The sequence below is a fragment of the Calidithermus roseus genome (assembly GCF_003574095.1).
GTDB classification, from domain to species: domain Bacteria; phylum Deinococcota; class Deinococci; order Deinococcales; family Thermaceae; genus Calidithermus; species Calidithermus roseus.
In genome coordinates, this window is sequence record NZ_QWLA01000002.1 from 74,494 (window position 1) to 90,362 (window position 15,869).

At 66.5% G+C, this 15,869-nt stretch carries 9 protein-coding genes; 8 read left to right on the top strand and 1 reads right to left on the bottom strand.

The features are described from left to right. Positions 1-163: 163 nt before the first annotated feature. From Mrose_RS01105 to Mrose_RS18735, 8 genes are all read left to right on the top strand, one after another. On the top strand, positions 164-4,660 hold the full coding sequence (locus tag Mrose_RS01105) for a glutamate synthase-related protein (protein WP_119275593.1): 4,497 nt from the start codon (positions 164-166) through the stop codon (positions 4,658-4,660). A 105-nt stretch (positions 4,661-4,765) separates the two neighbouring features. Further along, positions 4,766-5,317, top strand: coding sequence for a protoglobin domain-containing protein (locus Mrose_RS01110; RefSeq protein ID WP_119275658.1), 552 nt, complete (start codon positions 4,766-4,768; stop codon positions 5,315-5,317). Continuing rightward, positions 5,314-6,099: an HAD family hydrolase gene (locus tag Mrose_RS01115; protein ID WP_119275594.1), complete on the top strand. Its 786-nt coding sequence runs from the start codon at positions 5,314-5,316 to the stop codon at positions 6,097-6,099. The genes Mrose_RS01110 and Mrose_RS01115 overlap by 4 nt, the downstream gene beginning before the upstream one ends. A 205-nt stretch (positions 6,100-6,304) precedes the next feature. Continuing rightward, complete coding sequence (locus tag Mrose_RS01120; protein ID WP_119275595.1) at positions 6,305-8,509, top strand: ATP-dependent Clp protease ATP-binding subunit; 2,205 nt, start codon at positions 6,305-6,307, stop codon at positions 8,507-8,509. Positions 8,510-8,594: 85 nt separating this feature from the next. After that, complete coding sequence (gene radA / locus Mrose_RS01125) at positions 8,595-9,908, top strand: DNA repair protein RadA (RefSeq protein WP_119275596.1); 1,314 nt, start codon at positions 8,595-8,597, stop codon at positions 9,906-9,908. Next, positions 9,905-10,945 (top strand): PIN/TRAM domain-containing protein, encoded by a 1,041-nt coding sequence (locus Mrose_RS01130; protein ID WP_119275597.1) that lies wholly within the window; start codon positions 9,905-9,907, stop codon positions 10,943-10,945. The genes radA and Mrose_RS01130 overlap by 4 nt, the downstream gene beginning before the upstream one ends. Before the next feature lie 228 nt (positions 10,946-11,173). Beyond that, complete coding sequence (locus tag Mrose_RS01135; protein ID WP_245969387.1) at positions 11,174-14,431, top strand: ATP-binding protein; 3,258 nt, start codon at positions 11,174-11,176, stop codon at positions 14,429-14,431. 262 nt (positions 14,432-14,693) lie between these two features. Then, the gene (locus tag Mrose_RS18735; protein ID WP_182482624.1) at positions 14,694-15,116 is read left to right on the top strand and encodes a DUF7452 domain-containing protein; all 423 of its coding nucleotides are present in this window, start codon (positions 14,694-14,696) and stop codon (positions 15,114-15,116) included. 56 nt (positions 15,117-15,172) lie between these two features. On the opposite strand, the gene Mrose_RS01150 is transcribed toward Mrose_RS18735, so the two are convergent. Then, positions 15,173-15,778, bottom strand: coding sequence for a superoxide dismutase (locus tag Mrose_RS01150; protein WP_119275598.1), 606 nt, complete (start codon positions 15,776-15,778; stop codon positions 15,173-15,175). Between the last annotated feature and the right edge of the window lie 91 nt (positions 15,779-15,869).

Consider the following 15,869-nt stretch of genomic DNA (forward strand, 5'->3'; position numbering starts at 1 on the left):
TCCAAGAATGGTGCTTGTTGCGATGTTTGACATGCGCTGATCAGCATTCTCGGCCTCAACCGACTTGACTTGGTATACCTTGGACCGTATACTCGCTGAAACCTTTGCATGAGTATGCGAAGGTCCCCCCGCATCCCAACTTGCAGCACAGGAGGCCCCCCTAATGGAGTTCAGGAAGGCATATCCCGACGTACCTATCGGACACGACGCCTGCGGCATCATCGCCATCGCCGAGAAGGCAGGCAGGCCCACCCACGCCAACGTGCAGCGGGTGATCGAGAGCCTGTACAGCATGGCCCACCGTGCGGGTCTGATCCGGGGTGAGGGGGATGGTACGGGGATCCAGACCGACCTGCCGCGCGAGCTATGGGCGGGCTACCTCGAGGAGGCCGGCTTCGACGGCAACCTGGCTAACAACCCCCGCTTCTTCGTGGGCCATCTCTTCATCCCCAAGAGCAGCGCCGAGCGGGTGCAAGAACTCATGGACCTGATCCGCGTCGAGGGCAGCCGCCGGGGGATCAAGCTCCTGCTAGAGCGCAGGGGAGAGGTCAATTCCAGCGTGCTGGGGCCGGTGGGCAGGCGCACCGAGCCGCTGTTTTACCAAGTCGCGGGGCTCTCCACCGACGGCGACGGGCCGCTGTGGGAGCTGGGCCTGGTGCTCGAGGAGCGTTTCCCGGTGCACGTGGTTTCGCTTTCGACCTCCTCGGTGGTCTACAAGGTGCGCGGTTCCGCCGAGATCCTCAAGCGCTACTACCCTGAACTCTCGAGGGCAGAGTACAAGTCGGCCATCACCTTAGGCCACAACCGCTACTCCACCAACACCCTCTCCACCTTCGAGCAGGTGCAGCCCTTCGGCTTGCTGGGCCACAACGGCGAGATCAACACCATCGAGCGCCTGCGCCGCGAGGGCCGCTTTTTGGGCATTCCCCTCACAGGCGGTTCGGACTCGCAAGACCTCAACCGGGTGCTCGAGGGCCTGCTCTACCGCTACGCCCTCTCGCTGCCCGAAGCCCTCGACCTCGTCTTCCCCCCCATCGTGGGCGAGATCAAAAATTATTCACCCGCCCTGCAAGATCTCTACATGGCCCTGCGGCAGCGCTTCGGCCCGCTGGCCCAGGGGCCTGCCGCCCTGGTGACGCGCCACCGCGAGGAGGCGGTGTTCTGTACCGATGCCATGGGCCTGCGTCCGTTGTGGTTCATCGAGACTGAGGCCGAGTACATCTTCTCCTCCGAGCGGGGGGTCTTCACCGCCGAGGAGTTCGTGGGCGACCCCCGTCCCCTGGCCCCCGGCGAGAAGATCTACCTGCGCGTGACCCCCGAAGGCGTGCGCCTGCTGCCTTATGAGCGCCACCAGCGCCAGGTGCTCGAGCGCTTCCTGGCCAAGAGCGGCACCCTGGGCGAGTACAACGTGCACCTGAAGGGCCCCCGCTACGACAGCCTGCCCCCCCTATCGGGTGGAGCCGGAGCGGAGGTCGAGGAGAAGCCCGCGCCGCCTTCCCTGAACCTCGAGCGGGCCTTCGGTTGGGACCGCTGGGACGCGGGCTACCTCGATGCTCTGGCGGAAAACGGCAACGAGCCCATCGGCAGCCTGGGCTATGACGGCCCGCTGGCCGCCCTCAACCCCGAAAAGCCCAACCTCTCCGAGTTCCTCAAGGAGACCGTGGCGGTGGTGACCAACCCGGCCATCGACCGTGAGCGCGAGATCGAGCACTTCTCGGTGCGCACCATCTTGGGACGGCGAGCCCTGCCCAACGGCGTGGGTGGTGGTTGGACCGAAGAGTTACTGGTTCCGGTGCTGCTGGAAGAGACCCGCCCGGAGGTGCAGGCCATCGTGCAGGGCCAAGGCACCCTGAGCCTCGAGGACGCCCTGCGTCGCTTCAAACACACTGTGCTGCTGTCACAGTTCACCGTCGAGGAGGGGCTGCTGGCTGGGCTCAAGCGGCTGGAGGAGCAGGCGGTCGAGGCCGTGCGGGAAGGGGCCGAGCTGTTGGTGCTCTCCGACCGCAACTCCTTCGAAAACGGCGTCTGGCTCGACGTGTACCTGGCCCTCGCCGCCATCGGACAGGCGCTCGAGCAAGCCCGCGATGGCGAGGGCGTGAGCCTGCGCCGCCGCACCTCGATCGTGGTGCACTCCGGCGGCATCCGAAACCTGCACGACGTGGCGGTGTGCCTGGGCCTGGGTGCCGACGCGGTGTCCCCCTGGCTGATGCAGCACAAAGCCCACGCCTCGGGTGGTTTGGTGGCCCTGCAGAATATCCTCGAGGGGCTCAAGAAGGGTCTGGAGAAAGTCATCAGCACCATGGGCATCCATGAGCTGCGTGGCTACGGGCGCATCTTCAGCGCGGTGGGCCTCAAGCCCGAGCTGGCCGAGCGGCTGGGCATCCGCACCTTCCTGGCCTCGCAAAAGGCCGGCTACGGCTTCAACGAGCTCGAGCGCACCGCCTTGGAGCGCTTATCCTTCCTCTCACAGGAGAAGGTGCTGCCCGCTAAGGACTTCCGCTTCAACCCGCGCATCTTCAAGGCAGCCATGGATGTCTCGAGCGGGGAAGCCCCTTACGACACCTTCCAGGAGCGCGTGCGGGGGCTGGAGAAGGAATCTCCCGTGGCGGCCCGCCAGCTGCTGGAGGTGAAGTTCCCCGACAAGAGCAGCGTGCTGCCCGAGGAGGTGGACATTGGAGTCGGGGGGCACTCCATGCCCTTCGTGATCACCGCCATGAGCTTCGGCTCGCAGGGCGAGACCGCCTTCCGCTCCTACGTCGAGGCGGTGAAGAAGCTCAACATGCTGTGCATCAACGGCGAGGGCGGCGAGATCCCCGACATGCTGGGCAAGTACACCCACTGGCGCGGCCAGCAGGTGGCCTCGGGGCGCTTCGGCGTGCACAGCTACATGCTCAACTCGGCCTCGGTCATCGAGATCAAGATCGGCCAGGGGGCCAAGCCCGGCGAGGGTGGCCACCTGCCGGGCAAGAAGGTCTCGGTCAAGGTGGCGGCGGCTCGCAACGCGGTGCCCGGCGTGGACCTGATCTCGCCCTCCAACAACCACGACCTCTACTCCATCGAAGACCTCGCCCAGCTCGTCGAGGAGCTCAAGACCGTCAACCCCAAGGCCAAGGTCTCGGTCAAGGTGCCCGTGATTCCCGGCATCGGCACCATCGCCGTGGGTATCGCCAAGGCCGGAGCCGACATCATCGCGCTTTCGGGCTTCGAAGGAGGCACCGGCGCGGCGAGGTGGCACGCGCTGAAGTATGCCGGGTTGCCCGTGGAGATCGGCGTGCGCCGCGCCCACCGCGCCCTGGTGCGGGCTGGGCTGCGCGACCGGGTCGAGCTGTGGGCCGACGGGGGCCTCAAGACCGCCTACGACACCCTGCGCATGGTGCTCCTGGGCGCCGACCGGGTAGGCATGGCCACCATGGCCATGGTGGCCATCGGCTGCACCATCTGCCGGGGTTGCCAGCTCGACACCTGCCACGTGGGCATCACCACCCAGATCGAGACCCTCGAGCAGGCCCAGGCCCATGGCCTCAAGCGCTTCGTGCCCCAGGAGCTGGACCGGGCGGTGGAGCAGCTGGTGCGCTTCTTCAGCCTCAAGGCCGAGGAACTGCGCCGCATGGTGGCCGCACTGGGCTTCAAATCCTTGCGCGAACTGGTTGGGCGCAGCGATCTGCTGCGCCAGGAGGGGTTCGAGCAGGCCATCGACCTGGGCTACTTCTTCGAGCCGGTGAGCGCGCCCGACTGGATCAACGAGCGCTCGGCCCACGTGCTGCGCAAGCCGCTCAACCAGCTCACCCGCTCCATCACCGAGGTGGTCTCCGCCGCCTACGAGGAGGGCAGCCGCGACCTGATCTTCCAGGAAGGCCCGGTGGGCTCCACCGACCGCGCCCTGGGCGTGCACCTGGCGGGAGAGATCGCCCGCCGTCGCCTCTATGGCAAGGGCTTCGACGCCGAGGTGGAGTTGCGCTTCGACTCGGGGAGCGTGGCTGGCAATGGCCTGGCGGCTTTCAACTGCGAGGGCCTCGAGATCCACGTTGAAGGTGGCGCTCAGGACGGGGTGGCCAAGAACGCCTTCGGCGGCAAGGTGACCATCCTCAAAGGCCGCAACCCCTACGGCCAGTATGTCGATGGCTCGGTGGGCAAGTCCTTCGCCTACGGGGCCATCAGCGGCCTGCTGATCGTGGAGGGCATGGCCGACAGTCGCTTCTGCATCCGCCTCTCGGGCGCCGACGTGGTGCTGGGCGGTGAGCCCGAGCGCCCCTTGCAAGACGAGCTGGGCAACATCGCCACCCGTGCCCAGGCCAAGGGCTTCGCCTTCGAGTACATGACCCGTGGCCGCGCGGTAGTGCTGGGCGACCCCGGCCCCTGGATCTGCTCGGGCATGACCGGCGGGCGGGTCTACCTGCGCCACTGGCCCGAGATGGGTCTCGACGACACCGCTCTGAACCGCCGCCTGGCCAAAGGGGCTAAGGTGGTGGTGCAGAAGCTCGACGAGCGCGGGGTGGCCGACGTGAAGGAGCTGCTGGGGGCCTACATCGCCGAGTTGTACGCCGCCGAGCGCTCGGACAAGGCGGAGCGGCTCGAGCGCCTGCTGCAGGATCCCGCCCACCACTTCCGCATGGTGGTGCCGGTTAACCAGCAGGTGCTTCAGGAAGTCAGCACCGAGTAGGCGCGTCGATAGTCAGTGGCCGGTGGCGTTGTCGGGCTATCGGCCAGTTGCTTTGGGCAATTGGCACCCACGATCCGTTCGGATAGGATAGGACAGATGTCCCTGATGACGGAGGTCCTTCTGGAAGACCTCAAGCGTCGCACCGGCTTTACCGAGCAGCACGCCAGGTTGCTGCAAGATCTTGGCCGGTATATGACTCCTATGGCTTCCGAGGTCGCACTGGCTTTCTACGACTACCTGGGCCGGGACCCCGAGATGCGGGCGATCCTGTGGGCGGTGCCGGGTCGGGTCGAGCGGCTGTATGGGCGTTTTGCCGACTGGTACCGTGAACTCTTCTCAGGGGTCTACGACGAGCACTACGCTGAAGGGCGCCGCCGCATCGGGCTGATTCATGCCCGTCTGGGCATCCGCCCCGCTTTTATCATCCCGGCCATGGGGATCGTGCAGGAGCTTTCCTTAGAGCACATGAACTTGGTGCTAAAAGCCTCCGAGCTGCTCGCCGCCGTCGAGGCTTTTGAAAAGATCATCGCCATCGAACTCGCCATCATCCAGGAGAGCTATAGTGAGGCCGTGGAGGCCGGTATCCGCGCGGGCATGGCCTCGGGCGAGACCGCGCTCATGCAGGGAGCTGAGCTGTTGTTGCGGGAGAAGGTGTGATCCGGGCCATCCTCTTCGACCTCGACGAGACCCTAATCCTCGATCATCCGGTGTCGGTGCATACCCTGTGGAACTGCGCTTATTACGCGGCCTCCTGGTACAGCCTCGACCTCGAGGCCCTGGTTGAGGCCGCCGGGAACCAGGCCATGCGGCTGTGGAAGACCTCGCCGGTTTATGGCTACACCCAGCGCATCGGCCACAGCGCGGGTGAGGGGTTGTGGGCCCGCTATGCCGACACCAAGATCCCCGAGATCGCCCGCCTGCACGAGTGGGCCAAGAGCTATCGGGTGGCGGTGTGGCGCGACGCGCTGGCCGAGCAGGGCATCGCCGACGAGGCGCTGTGCGAGGCGCTGGCCGACCGCTTCTTCAATGAGCGCCGGGTCTATCCCCGCTATCCCGAGGTGGATGCGCTGCTGGAAGCCCTATCCCCACACTACAAGCTGGGCATTGTCACCAACGGCGTGCCCGATCTGCAACAGGACAAGCTCGAGGGCTGCGGCCTGCTGCACCGCTTCCAGGCGGCAGTGATCTCGGGCACAGTGAACATCGGCAAGCCCGAGCGCGGCATCTTCGAGCACATCTGCAAGGAGCTCGAAGTCGAACCTGAAGCCTGTGTCATGGTGGGCGACAACCCCGAACGCGACGTGGCCGGGGCCCTGGGTGCGGGCATGCGCTCGGTGCTGGTGAACCGGGGCTTCAAGGACCCTGACCCCCGCTACCGGGCCAGCCTCGAGGTGCGCAACCTCCTGGAAATGCTTCCCTGGCTCGACACACTGGCCTGAATGAGTTGCCGATAACTGATGGCCGATGCTCCGCTTAGTGAGCCTTCGAGCCAAATCCCAGCGTTGCCGGACGGTACCTCCATCTTTGCTTCATAACGCCCTAATAACGGATGTAAGTAGCGGCTCAAACACCAAATCTGCTGGGGGCGTAGTATATCATTGAGGTAGAAATGGACGCCGCTTACACGCCAGAAGGGGGTTGCCTTTGAACAGGTACGACGACCGCGCGCGGTTGGTGTTTCACTACGCCAGGGAGGAAGGCAGCCGTCTGGGCCACAGCATGATCGGCCCGGAGCACCTGCTCCTGGGGCTGATGCGCGAAGGCGGTACGGCGGCGCGCATCCTCATGGAATATGGGGCCAGTCTCGAGGCCATGCGGCGCATGGTCGAGGAACTCGTAGGCCGGGGGGAGGGCAGCCGCACTGGCGAGCCGCCCGCGATCACCCCACGGGCCCGCCGGGTGATGGAGCTGGCCGGGGCGGAAGCCCGCAATATGTCGAGTCAGGTTATCGGGACGGAGCATATCCTTCTGGGCATCATCCGCGAGGGCGACGGTATCGCCTACCGGATCATGACCCACTACGCCAAAGACGTGGACACCATCCGCTGGCGGGTTCTCTCGCAAGCGGGCGAGGGCCAGAAGGAGAAGGCCGTGGCAACGCCATTCCTCGACGAATACGGACGCGACCTGACCCGCGAAGCCCGTGAGGGCAAGCTCGACCCCGTGATCGGTCGCTCGGAGGAGATCAACCGGGTCATTCAGATCCTGGCCCGGCGCACCAAGAACAACCCCGTGCTGGTGGGCGACCCCGGCGTGGGCAAGACAGCCATCGTGGAGGGCCTGGCCCAGGCCATCATCGAAGGGCGCGTGCCCCCGGTGCTGCGGGGGGCCCGCATCGTCTCGGTGGACCTCGCGGGTGTGGTGGCGGGGACCAAGTACCGCGGGGAGTTCGAAGAGCGCCTGCGCCAGATCATCGAGGAGCTCAAGAACGCCAAGGTGGTGGCCTTCATCGACGAGTTGCACACCCTGATTGGGGCGGGTGGGGCCGAGGGCACCCTCGACGCGGCCAACATCCTCAAACCCCCCCTGTCGCGTGGGGAAATCCAGGTCATCGGCGCGACCACCACCGGTGAGTACCACCGTTACATCGAGAAAGACGCGGCGTTGGAGCGCCGTTTCCAGCCGGTGATCGTGCTCGAGCCCAGCCCCGAGGAAACCCTGGAGATCCTCAAGGGGCTGCGCCCGCGCTACGAGGCCCACCACGGCGTGGTGGTTCCCGACGAAATCCTGCAGCTTTCGGTCAAGATCGGCATCCGCAGCCTGCCGGGGCGCAACTTCCCCGACAAGGCCATCGACCTCATTGACGAGGCGGCCTCGAGGGTGCGCCTCAACGCGAGCTTGGGCCTGCCGGTGGCCGAGGACGAGGACGGCACCCCCCTCGTCAGCCGCGAGGACATCGAAGCGGTGGTGGATAGCTGGGGCGGCGTCTACGTCGATGATAAGGACGATGGCAAGCTGTTTGGCCTCGAGGCCGAACTCAAGAAGCGGGTCATCGGACAGAACGAGGCCATCGAGGCCCTCGCCGCCGCGCTCCGCCGGGCTAGGGTGGGCCTGGGTGGCCGCACACGGGTCTCGGCCAGCTTCCTCTTCGTCGGCTCCTCGGGCGTGGGCAAGACCCACCTGGCCAAGGCCCTGGCCGAGGTGCTCTTCGGCTCCGAGCGGGCTCTGATCCGCTTCGACATGTCGGAGTTCCAGGAACCGCACTCCATCTCCAAGCTCATCGGGGCCCCCCCCGGCTACGTGGGCTACGAGCAGGGTGGTCGCCTCACCGAGGCCGTGCGCCGCCAGCCCTTCAGCGTGGTGCTGCTCGACGAGATCGAAAAGGCCCACCCCGACATCTACAACACCTTCTTGCAGGTGCTCGACGAGGGTCGCCTCACCGACGGCCTGGGCCGTACCGTCGATTTCCGGCGGGTCATCCTGATCATGACCTCCAATACCGGCTTCAACGTGGGCCCCGCCATCGGCTTCACCTCCAAGGAAGTCGATACCGAGAGCCCGATCAAAGCCCTCTTCACCCCTGAATTCCTCGACCGCCTCGACGAGGTGGTCCGCTTCCGCAACCTCGACGAGTCCGAGCTGGTGCAAGTCGCCCAGATCATGCTCGAGGACATCGCCAAGGAGCTCGAAAGCCGCGAGAAGATCGTGCGCTTCGACCCGGCCCTGGCGGCCTGGCTCGTCGAGCACGCGCCCAAGCAGGGCTCAACCCGCATCCTGCGCAACCTGATCCGGGAGAAGGTCGAAGACCCGCTGTCGCTGGCCCTGCTGACCCGCCCTGGGCGCACCCTCTTCGTGACGCTCAAGGGGGACGAGATCCACTTCGAGGAAGAGGAAGTCTTCACGGTCTGATGCCCAGCGCTAAACGCCGAACGTCGAACGCGAAGACCCAAAGGCGTTTAGCGTTCGGCGTTTGTCGTTGAGTCACATAGCATCTATGGCCAAGACCCAATACACCTGCGTCGAGTGCGGCTACAAGTCCATCAAGGCCCTGGGCCGCTGCCCCAACTGCGGGGCCTGGGACTCGTTCAAGGAAGAAGCCCCGGTGGGCCGTGCCCTGGCGGGAGGCTCGCGCGGCGGCCTGGCCAAGGTGCGCCCCCTGCCTAACCCCGAGGCCATCGTGCGCTTGAGCGCGGTGGACTCCGGCAGCGAGGCCCGCTTCAGCAGCGGGATTGGCGAACTGGACCGGGTGCTGGGCGGGGGCTTCGTGAAGGGTGAGGTGCTGTTGCTGGGTGGCGAGCCGGGGGTGGGCAAGAGCACCTTGCTGCTCCAGGTGGCCGACCGGATGCTGCGCCAGGGCCGACGGGTGATCTACCTGGCGGGGGAGGAGTCGCCGGGGCAGATCCGCCTGCGGGCCGAGCGCCTGGGCATCTCGGGTGAACTCGAGCTCTTGCGCGAGACCGAGCTGGAGTCCGTGCTGGCCACCCTCGAGGCCGACCCGCCCGAGTTCTTGGTGGTGGATTCCATTCAGACCCTCGAGACCACCTCGGCTGCGGGCTCGCTGGTGGCGGTGCGCGACGCCACATCGGCCCTGACCCGCTTCGCCAAGGCCAGCAAGGTGACGGCGGTGCTGGTGGGGCACGTGACCAAGGAGGGCATCGTGGCCGGGCCCAAGGTAATCGAGCACGTGGTGGACGCTACGCTCTACCTCGAGACCGCCGGGAACTTTAGGGTTCTGCGCTCGAGCAAGAACCGCTTCGGCCCGGTGGGGGAGATGGGGGTCTTCCACATGGCGGAGGAGGGTATGGAGGAAGTGGCCAACCCCTCCGAGGCCTTCCTGGCCGAGCGTCCGGTGGGCGCGCCGGGCTCGGTGGTGGCCCTGACCCTCTCGGGCGAGCGGGCGCTGGCGCTGGAGGTGCAAGCCCTGGCGGCCCGCACCCCCTTTCCCGCTCCCCGCCGGGTCTCGCAGGGGCTCGACTCGCGCCGGGTGGACGTGGTGCTGGCGGTGCTGGAGCGGCGGCTCGAGCTGCCGTTGGGCAACCTCGACGTCTACGTCAACCTGGCCGGCGGCTTGAGGGTTTTTGACGCAGGTTTGGACCTGGCAGTGGCCCTGGCGGTGTATTCTGCTGTGGTAGGCAAGCCCATCCCTCAGGATTTCGCCGTGGTGGGCGAGGTCGGGTTGGCGGGAGAGGTGCGCAGCGTGGAAGGCCTCGAGCGCCGATTGCGCGAGGGCCGGCGGGCAGGCTTCGAGCGGCTGTTGTACCCGGGCGTCATCCGCAACGTGGAGGAGGCAGTGAAGCGGTTGTTATGAGCATTTTGCGCTTAGGGCTTTACCTTCTGATGGTGCTCGGCGGCTTCGAGGTGGGAGGCTGGCTCGAGGAGCGCGGGGTGCTGGGCGCGGAGTCGGGCGGGATGCTCTCGCTCAACCGCCTCTACCTTGGGCTGGTCGGGTTGCTGCTGGGCTTCCTGCTGGTGCCCCGCCTGAGTGCGCTCATCGAAGGCTGGTGGATCCGCCTGCAGCGCTGGTTAGGGTCGCTGCCGCCGGAGGTGCCCGTAGCCCTGATCGTGGCCTCGAGCGCCGGGCTGCTCCTGACGGTGCTCATCAACAACCTGCTCTCGCAGTTCGCCGGCTATACTCCCTGGTACTCGCTGCTGCTGGCCCTGCTGCTCTCGGGCTTTCTCTCGGCTTTGGCCCTGGCCAACCGTGATTACTTCCACATTCGACCGCCCGCTCCGCCCCCTCGCCCCAAGGGAGGCAAGATCCTCGATACCAGCGTGCTGATCGACGGTCGCATCGCCGAGGTGGCCGATCTGGGCTTTCTGGAAGGCCCTTTGCTGGTGCCGCGGATGGTGTTGCGCGAGTTGCAAAGCTTCGCCGACCATTCCGACGCCCAGAAGCGGGCGCGGGGTCGCCGGGGGTTGGAGGTGCTCGAGCGGCTGAAGGAAAAGGTGGGGTTGGAGGTGCTCGAAGCACCAGCCAGCGACGAGCCCGTCGATGACCAACTCCTTACCCTGGCCCGCCAGAATTCCGCCGCGCTGGTCACCAACGACTCGGCCCTGCTGCAACTGGCCCGCATCTACGGGGTCAAGGCTCTTTCGGTGCAGGCCCTCGCTACCGCGCTGCGCACGCCCTACGTGGCGGGCGAGGTGGTGCGCATCACCATCACCAAGGAAGGCAAGGAGGCCGGGCAGGGGGTGGGCTACCTCGACGACGGCACCATGATCGTCGTCGATGACGCCCTGCCCTTCCGGGGGCAGGAGGTGTCGGTGGTGATCACCCAGTCCATCCAAACCCAGGTGGGGCGCCTGCTCTTTGGCAAGCTCGAGCGCAGCGCGACCTCGAGCTGAGTAGATAGGTTGGTGATCGATAGCCGGATGCAGCGGCGCAACCTGATCTTAATGGTGTACCTGGCCTGACCTCCAACGGCAGTGGCGGGGGTAGACTCAGACTCATCAGCTTCTACGCTGGGGTTGTCGTGGCGTTTTGACCCAGTCGTGACGCGAGGGTGCGAGAATGCCGAAGCCCTTCCCCAAGAACCCGACCACGTTTGCCGATTCGCCGGCTCCGCTATAGCGATGTTTCTGAGTCTCCTCGGTCCCCCCCAACTGCTGATCGCCGATCAGCCCTGGCCACAGCTACCCCGCAAGGCCGTGGCCATGGTGGCTTATCTGGCGTCCCAGGGGAGACAGGCCGACCGGGGTACGCTGGCTTCGCTGCTGTGGGAGGGGGACGAGGAAAGCACCCGGCGCAACCTCCGGCAGGAGCTGTTCCGGCTCAAGGGGACGCCCTGGGAGCAGATGCTCGAGCAGGGTTCTCAGCAGATCGCGCTCACCGCCGTCGAGACCGACTTAGAGCGCTTCCTCGAGCACTTGAGACGCGGGCGCTGGGCCGAGGCGGCGGGGTTGTGGCGGGGGGGGCTGCTGGCGGGTTTCGAGGTGCGGGCTACCGAAGCCTTCGAGGAGTGGCTGGCCCTCGAGCAGACCCGCTGGCAAAACCTCTACCGCGAGGCCATGCTGGGCTGGGCCCGCAGCCTGGAGGCCGCTTCGCAGCGGCGGGACGCGCTGTTGGTCTACCAGAAATTGCTCGAGCAAGACCCCCTGCAAGAAGCCGAACAGCAGGCGGTGATGCGGCTGCTGGCGGCGCTGGGGGAGGTCCCGGCGGCCATGCGCCAGTACGAGCAGTACGCCCGGCTGCTCGGGGTGGAGCTGGGGGTCGAACCCTCGCCCGAGACCCAGGCCCTCTACCGCCACCTGCGGCAGGGCAGCCTGGATGCCGTCGTGCTGGCTCTGGCCTCGCCTGCTTCACTGCAGGATCCGCCTTTGGTGGCCCGCAGTGAGGACTGGGCCTGGCTCGAGACCCATCTGGGCCAGGGCCTGGTGCTGCTGGTGGGCGAGGTGGGGGTGGGGAAAAGCCGCCTGGCCCAGGATTTCGCCAAGCATAGGGGCCAGGTCTTTCAGATTCGCCAGCGCGAGAGCCTGCGCGAGCTGGGGTTTGGCGGCCTGATCGAAGCAGTGCGAGGCGCGATCGAGACCGGGCAGTCGCTGGAGGGGCTCGAGCCCGTCTGGCGCGACGAGCTGGCCCAGCTATTGCCCGAGCTGGGTTCTTTCATGGGTGGGGCCGCCAACGCCAAGCTGCGGCTCTTCGAGGCCCTAGCCCGCATGCTGCTGACCCTGGCTCGACCGGGGGGCACGGTGCTGTGGGAGGACCTGCACTGGGCCGATGCCCCCACCCTGGAGTTCCTGGGCTACCTGAGCCGGCGGGCTGCCAGCCTGGGGATCTACCTCCTGGGCACTGCCCGCAGCGAGGGCTATCAGCGGGGGCACCCCCTCTACGAGGCCCTGCGGCCCCTGAGCGGCGAGAGGCTGCTGTGGGTGCGCACCCTCGAGGCTCTACCCCAGGCCGGAGTGCGCGAGCTGGTCCGGCGGCTCTCCGGCACTCCTGGCGGAATCCTCTTCGCCGAGCGGCTGCACAAGGCCACCGGCGGAAACCCGCTGTACCTGTTGCAGACTTTACGCTTCCTGTTTGATCAGGGGTTGTTGCGGGTGGAAGGGGGACGCTGGCACACCCCTTTCGACAGCATCACCGCCGACTACCGCGAGCTGCCCCTGCCCCCCTCGGTGCGCGAGGTGGTGCAGCAGCGCCTCGAGCGTCTCCCACAGGGCGCGCGCGAACTCTCCCAGGCGCTGGCCATCGCCGATGCGCTGCTCGAGCCTTCGGTGCTGGCGGCCTTCGACAGCGATGACGCGGCCCTCGAGCACCTGCTTTACAGCGGCATTGTCCAGGAGAGTCCCGAAGGCTATGCCCTAGCGCACGACCTGCTGCGCTCGACGATCCTGGAAACCCTCTCCGAGGCTGCTCGCCGCCGCCTGCACCACCGGCTGGCCGAGGTGCTGCGCGACACTGGCGCGCCGCCCGAGCGGCTGGCCCATCACCTCGAGGCCGCCGGGCAACTGACCCAGGCCGCGCGGGCTCACCTGGCGGTAGGGCGCAAGCTGCGGGTGGGCCCGCTGGGGCGCACCGCGCTGGCCCACTACAGCAAGGCCCTCGAGCTCATGGGTCCCCTGGCCCCGCCCCAGGAGCGCTTCCAGGTGCTGGCCGAGTGTGCTGAGCTCAAGCTGGCGCTGGGCGAGGAGGCCCAAGCCGAGCGGCTCGAGCTGGCTCGGCTGCTCGGCGAGGTGCCCGAGGAGCAATTCCGGGTGTTCCTGGTCGAGGCCGAAGCCGCCGTGCAGTCGGGGCGGGTTGCCGAGGGGGTCCAGGCGGCGCGGCAGGCTCTCGAACTCGCCCGCACCGCCTGGCAGAAGGGGCAGGCCCTGTTCCGGCTGGCCTGGCTGGAGTACCGCGGCGGCGACCCCGACGCCCAGCTCGAGCCCCTCACCGAGGCCATCCGCTATTTCGAGCTCTCCGGCGACCGCCCCATGGAAGCCCACGCGCTGCGCAACCTGGCCGGGTACTACTCGCGCATCGGCAACCAGGCCAAAGCCCATGAGGCCTATAACAAGGCGCTGGTGCTGGCCCAGGGCATGGCCGACGACCTGCTGCTGCGCCGCCTCAAGGCCGATGGCGCCATCGTGGACTTCGTGCGCGGGGCCTACCACCGCAGCATTGCCGCCGGAGAGGCCCTGCTGGCCGAGGCGCGGGAGCGGGGGGATTTGTGGGCGGTGTGGGACGCGCTGCACGTCCTCAGCCTCAACGCCGGGGCAGTGGGCCTGAGCCCCGAGCTCGAGCAATCCCTGCGCCAGGCCCTGCGCGAGGCCGAGGCGGTGCGGGCTTACCGCGACGTCTCGATCCTGTGCACCGCATTGGGCACGGCGCTGATGGTCGAGAACCGGCTCCAGGAGGCCCTCGAGGAACTCCAGCAGGCCCTGCGGGTGATGCGGGACTTGGGCGAGCAGGCCACCCTGGGCTACGCGCTGTTCTCCCTGGGCTTCACCCAGGTCGAGCTGGGCCGCTACGAGGAGGGGGAGGAGGTGCTCGCCCGCGCTGCTGAGCACTGGGGCGAGCGCAAGCAGGGCAGGGACCGAGCCAGGGCGCTGGCGGGATTGGCGCTGTCCTACCTGCGTCGGGGCGAGCGGGAGAAGGCCCTCCAGGCCTCGAGCCTGGCCTACGAGGGCCGCGAGGAGTGGGCCGAGGGCATCTTCGACCTGCCCTTCATCCTCTATGCCCGAGCCAGGGCCCTGGGCGATGAGGAGGGCCTCGAGCTGCTGGGGCGCACCCAGCAACACCTCTTATCGCTCTCCGAGCGCCTTCCCCCCGACCTCTCCGTGCGTCTGCTCAACAACCGCTTCGTGCGGTGGGCCTTGGCGAAGGTGGCCAGGAAGCCAGCCCTCCCGTAGTCGGCTGTAACGCCGACATAACGCCGCAACGCGTATCATCGTCCTGCTCGGACTGGGTAAGGGGGTGAACATGCGGAAGTGGTCTTTGTTGGGTGTCAGTTTTGTTCTCATGCTGTTGGCAGCCTGTGGTGGGGGCGGCAACCCGCCCGCCAACGCCTGCCCCAATCCGGCAGTCTTCGACAACGCCAATTGCAAATTCGATGACGGTAGCACCAAATTTGGTCCTTAGCGGATCGGAGCTTTCAGGATCTAGGAGATCAGTATGCGCGGAAGCAACCTTAAATTCTTCGCCCTTGGCAGCTTGACCGTCGCCATCGGCCTGTGGGCCGGGGCCGTGACCATTCCCAACACCTTCAGCGCTGGCGAGGTGATCAGCGCGGCCAAAGTCAATGCCAATTTCGCGGCGCTCGACACGGCGGTGGACTCCCTCGAGACGGCTAAACCTGTAGCGATCCGGATTCCGGCAGTGGCCAATCAAGGTAACTGCACGGTTGTGGATCATCCTGCGAGCAATAACAAACCTAATGCCGTGCTCTCGGTCACTTTCAGCCGCCTGGGCGCTGGAATTGTGAAGCCGGTCGGCGCTTCCTACTTCGCGTCGAGCAATAAATGGATTATTTGCGCCAACGACAACAGCGCGCAGATCGCGGACGTCGAATACCACGTCGTGATCTTCAACCCGTAGGACACATACGGTAATGAGGCCGGGGAAATCCCCGGCCTCCTCCCTAGCGCTCGAGCCTAAAACCGCTCGGCCACCTTGTCCCAGTTGATCACGTTCCAGATCGCCGCCAGGTAGTCGGGACGGCGGTTCTGGTACTTGAGGTAGTAAGCGTGCTCCCACACGTCGATGCCCAAGAGCGGGGTGTCGCCCTCCATCAGCGGGGAGTCCTGGTTGGCGGTGCTGTAGACCTTGAGCTTGCCGTCCTTATCCTTGACCAGCCAGGCCCAGCCCGAGCCAAAGCGGGTGAGCCCGGCTTGGGTCATCTGCTCCTTGAGCTTCTCGAAGGAACCGAAGGTGGCGTTGATGGCCTCAGCCAGCCTGCCGGTGGGTTCCTTGGAGCCGCCGGGGGTGAGGATGTCCCAGAAGAGGGTGTGGTTGTGGTGGCCGCCGCCGTTGTTGCGCACGGCGGTACGGATGGCCTCGGGCACCTGGTTGATCTTGGTAAGGAGTTCTTCCAGGCTCCAGCCCTGGACTTCGGGGGCTTTTTCCAGCGCGGCGTTGAGGTTGTTGACGTAGGCCGCGTGGTGCTTGCCGTGGTGGATCTCCATGGTCATAGCGTCGATGTAGGGCTCGAGGGCCGCTTTATCGAAAGGCAGTTCGGGTAGTTTGAACGGATAACTCATACTTCCACCTCCCGAGAGGTACTCTATTGCCGGGTTTGTGATCAAGATGTGAGCCAGGAAAGGGTTCAGGGGATAGGGTATCTACACATCG

What these genes read in the sequence shown, in the direction of transcription:
- Mrose_RS01105 (WP_119275593.1), top strand. Translation starts at nt 164, where the DNA reads ATGGAGTTCAGGAAGGCATATCCCGACGTACCTATCGGACACGACGCC.
- Mrose_RS01110 (WP_119275658.1), top strand. Translation starts at nt 4,766, where the DNA reads ATGACGGAGGTCCTTCTGGAAGACCTCAAGCGTCGCACCGGCTTTACC.
- radA (WP_119275596.1), top strand. Translation starts at nt 8,595, where the DNA reads ATGGCCAAGACCCAATACACCTGCGTCGAGTGCGGCTACAAGTCCATC.
- Mrose_RS01130 (WP_119275597.1), top strand. Translation starts at nt 9,905, where the DNA reads ATGAGCATTTTGCGCTTAGGGCTTTACCTTCTGATGGTGCTCGGCGGC.
- Mrose_RS01135 (WP_245969387.1), top strand. Translation starts at nt 11,174, where the DNA reads ATGTTTCTGAGTCTCCTCGGTCCCCCCCAACTGCTGATCGCCGATCAG.
- Mrose_RS18735 (WP_182482624.1), top strand. Translation starts at nt 14,694, where the DNA reads ATGCGCGGAAGCAACCTTAAATTCTTCGCCCTTGGCAGCTTGACCGTC.
- Mrose_RS01150 (WP_119275598.1), bottom strand. Translation starts at nt 15,778, where the DNA reads ATGAGTTATCCGTTCAAACTACCCGAACTGCCTTTCGATAAAGCGGCC.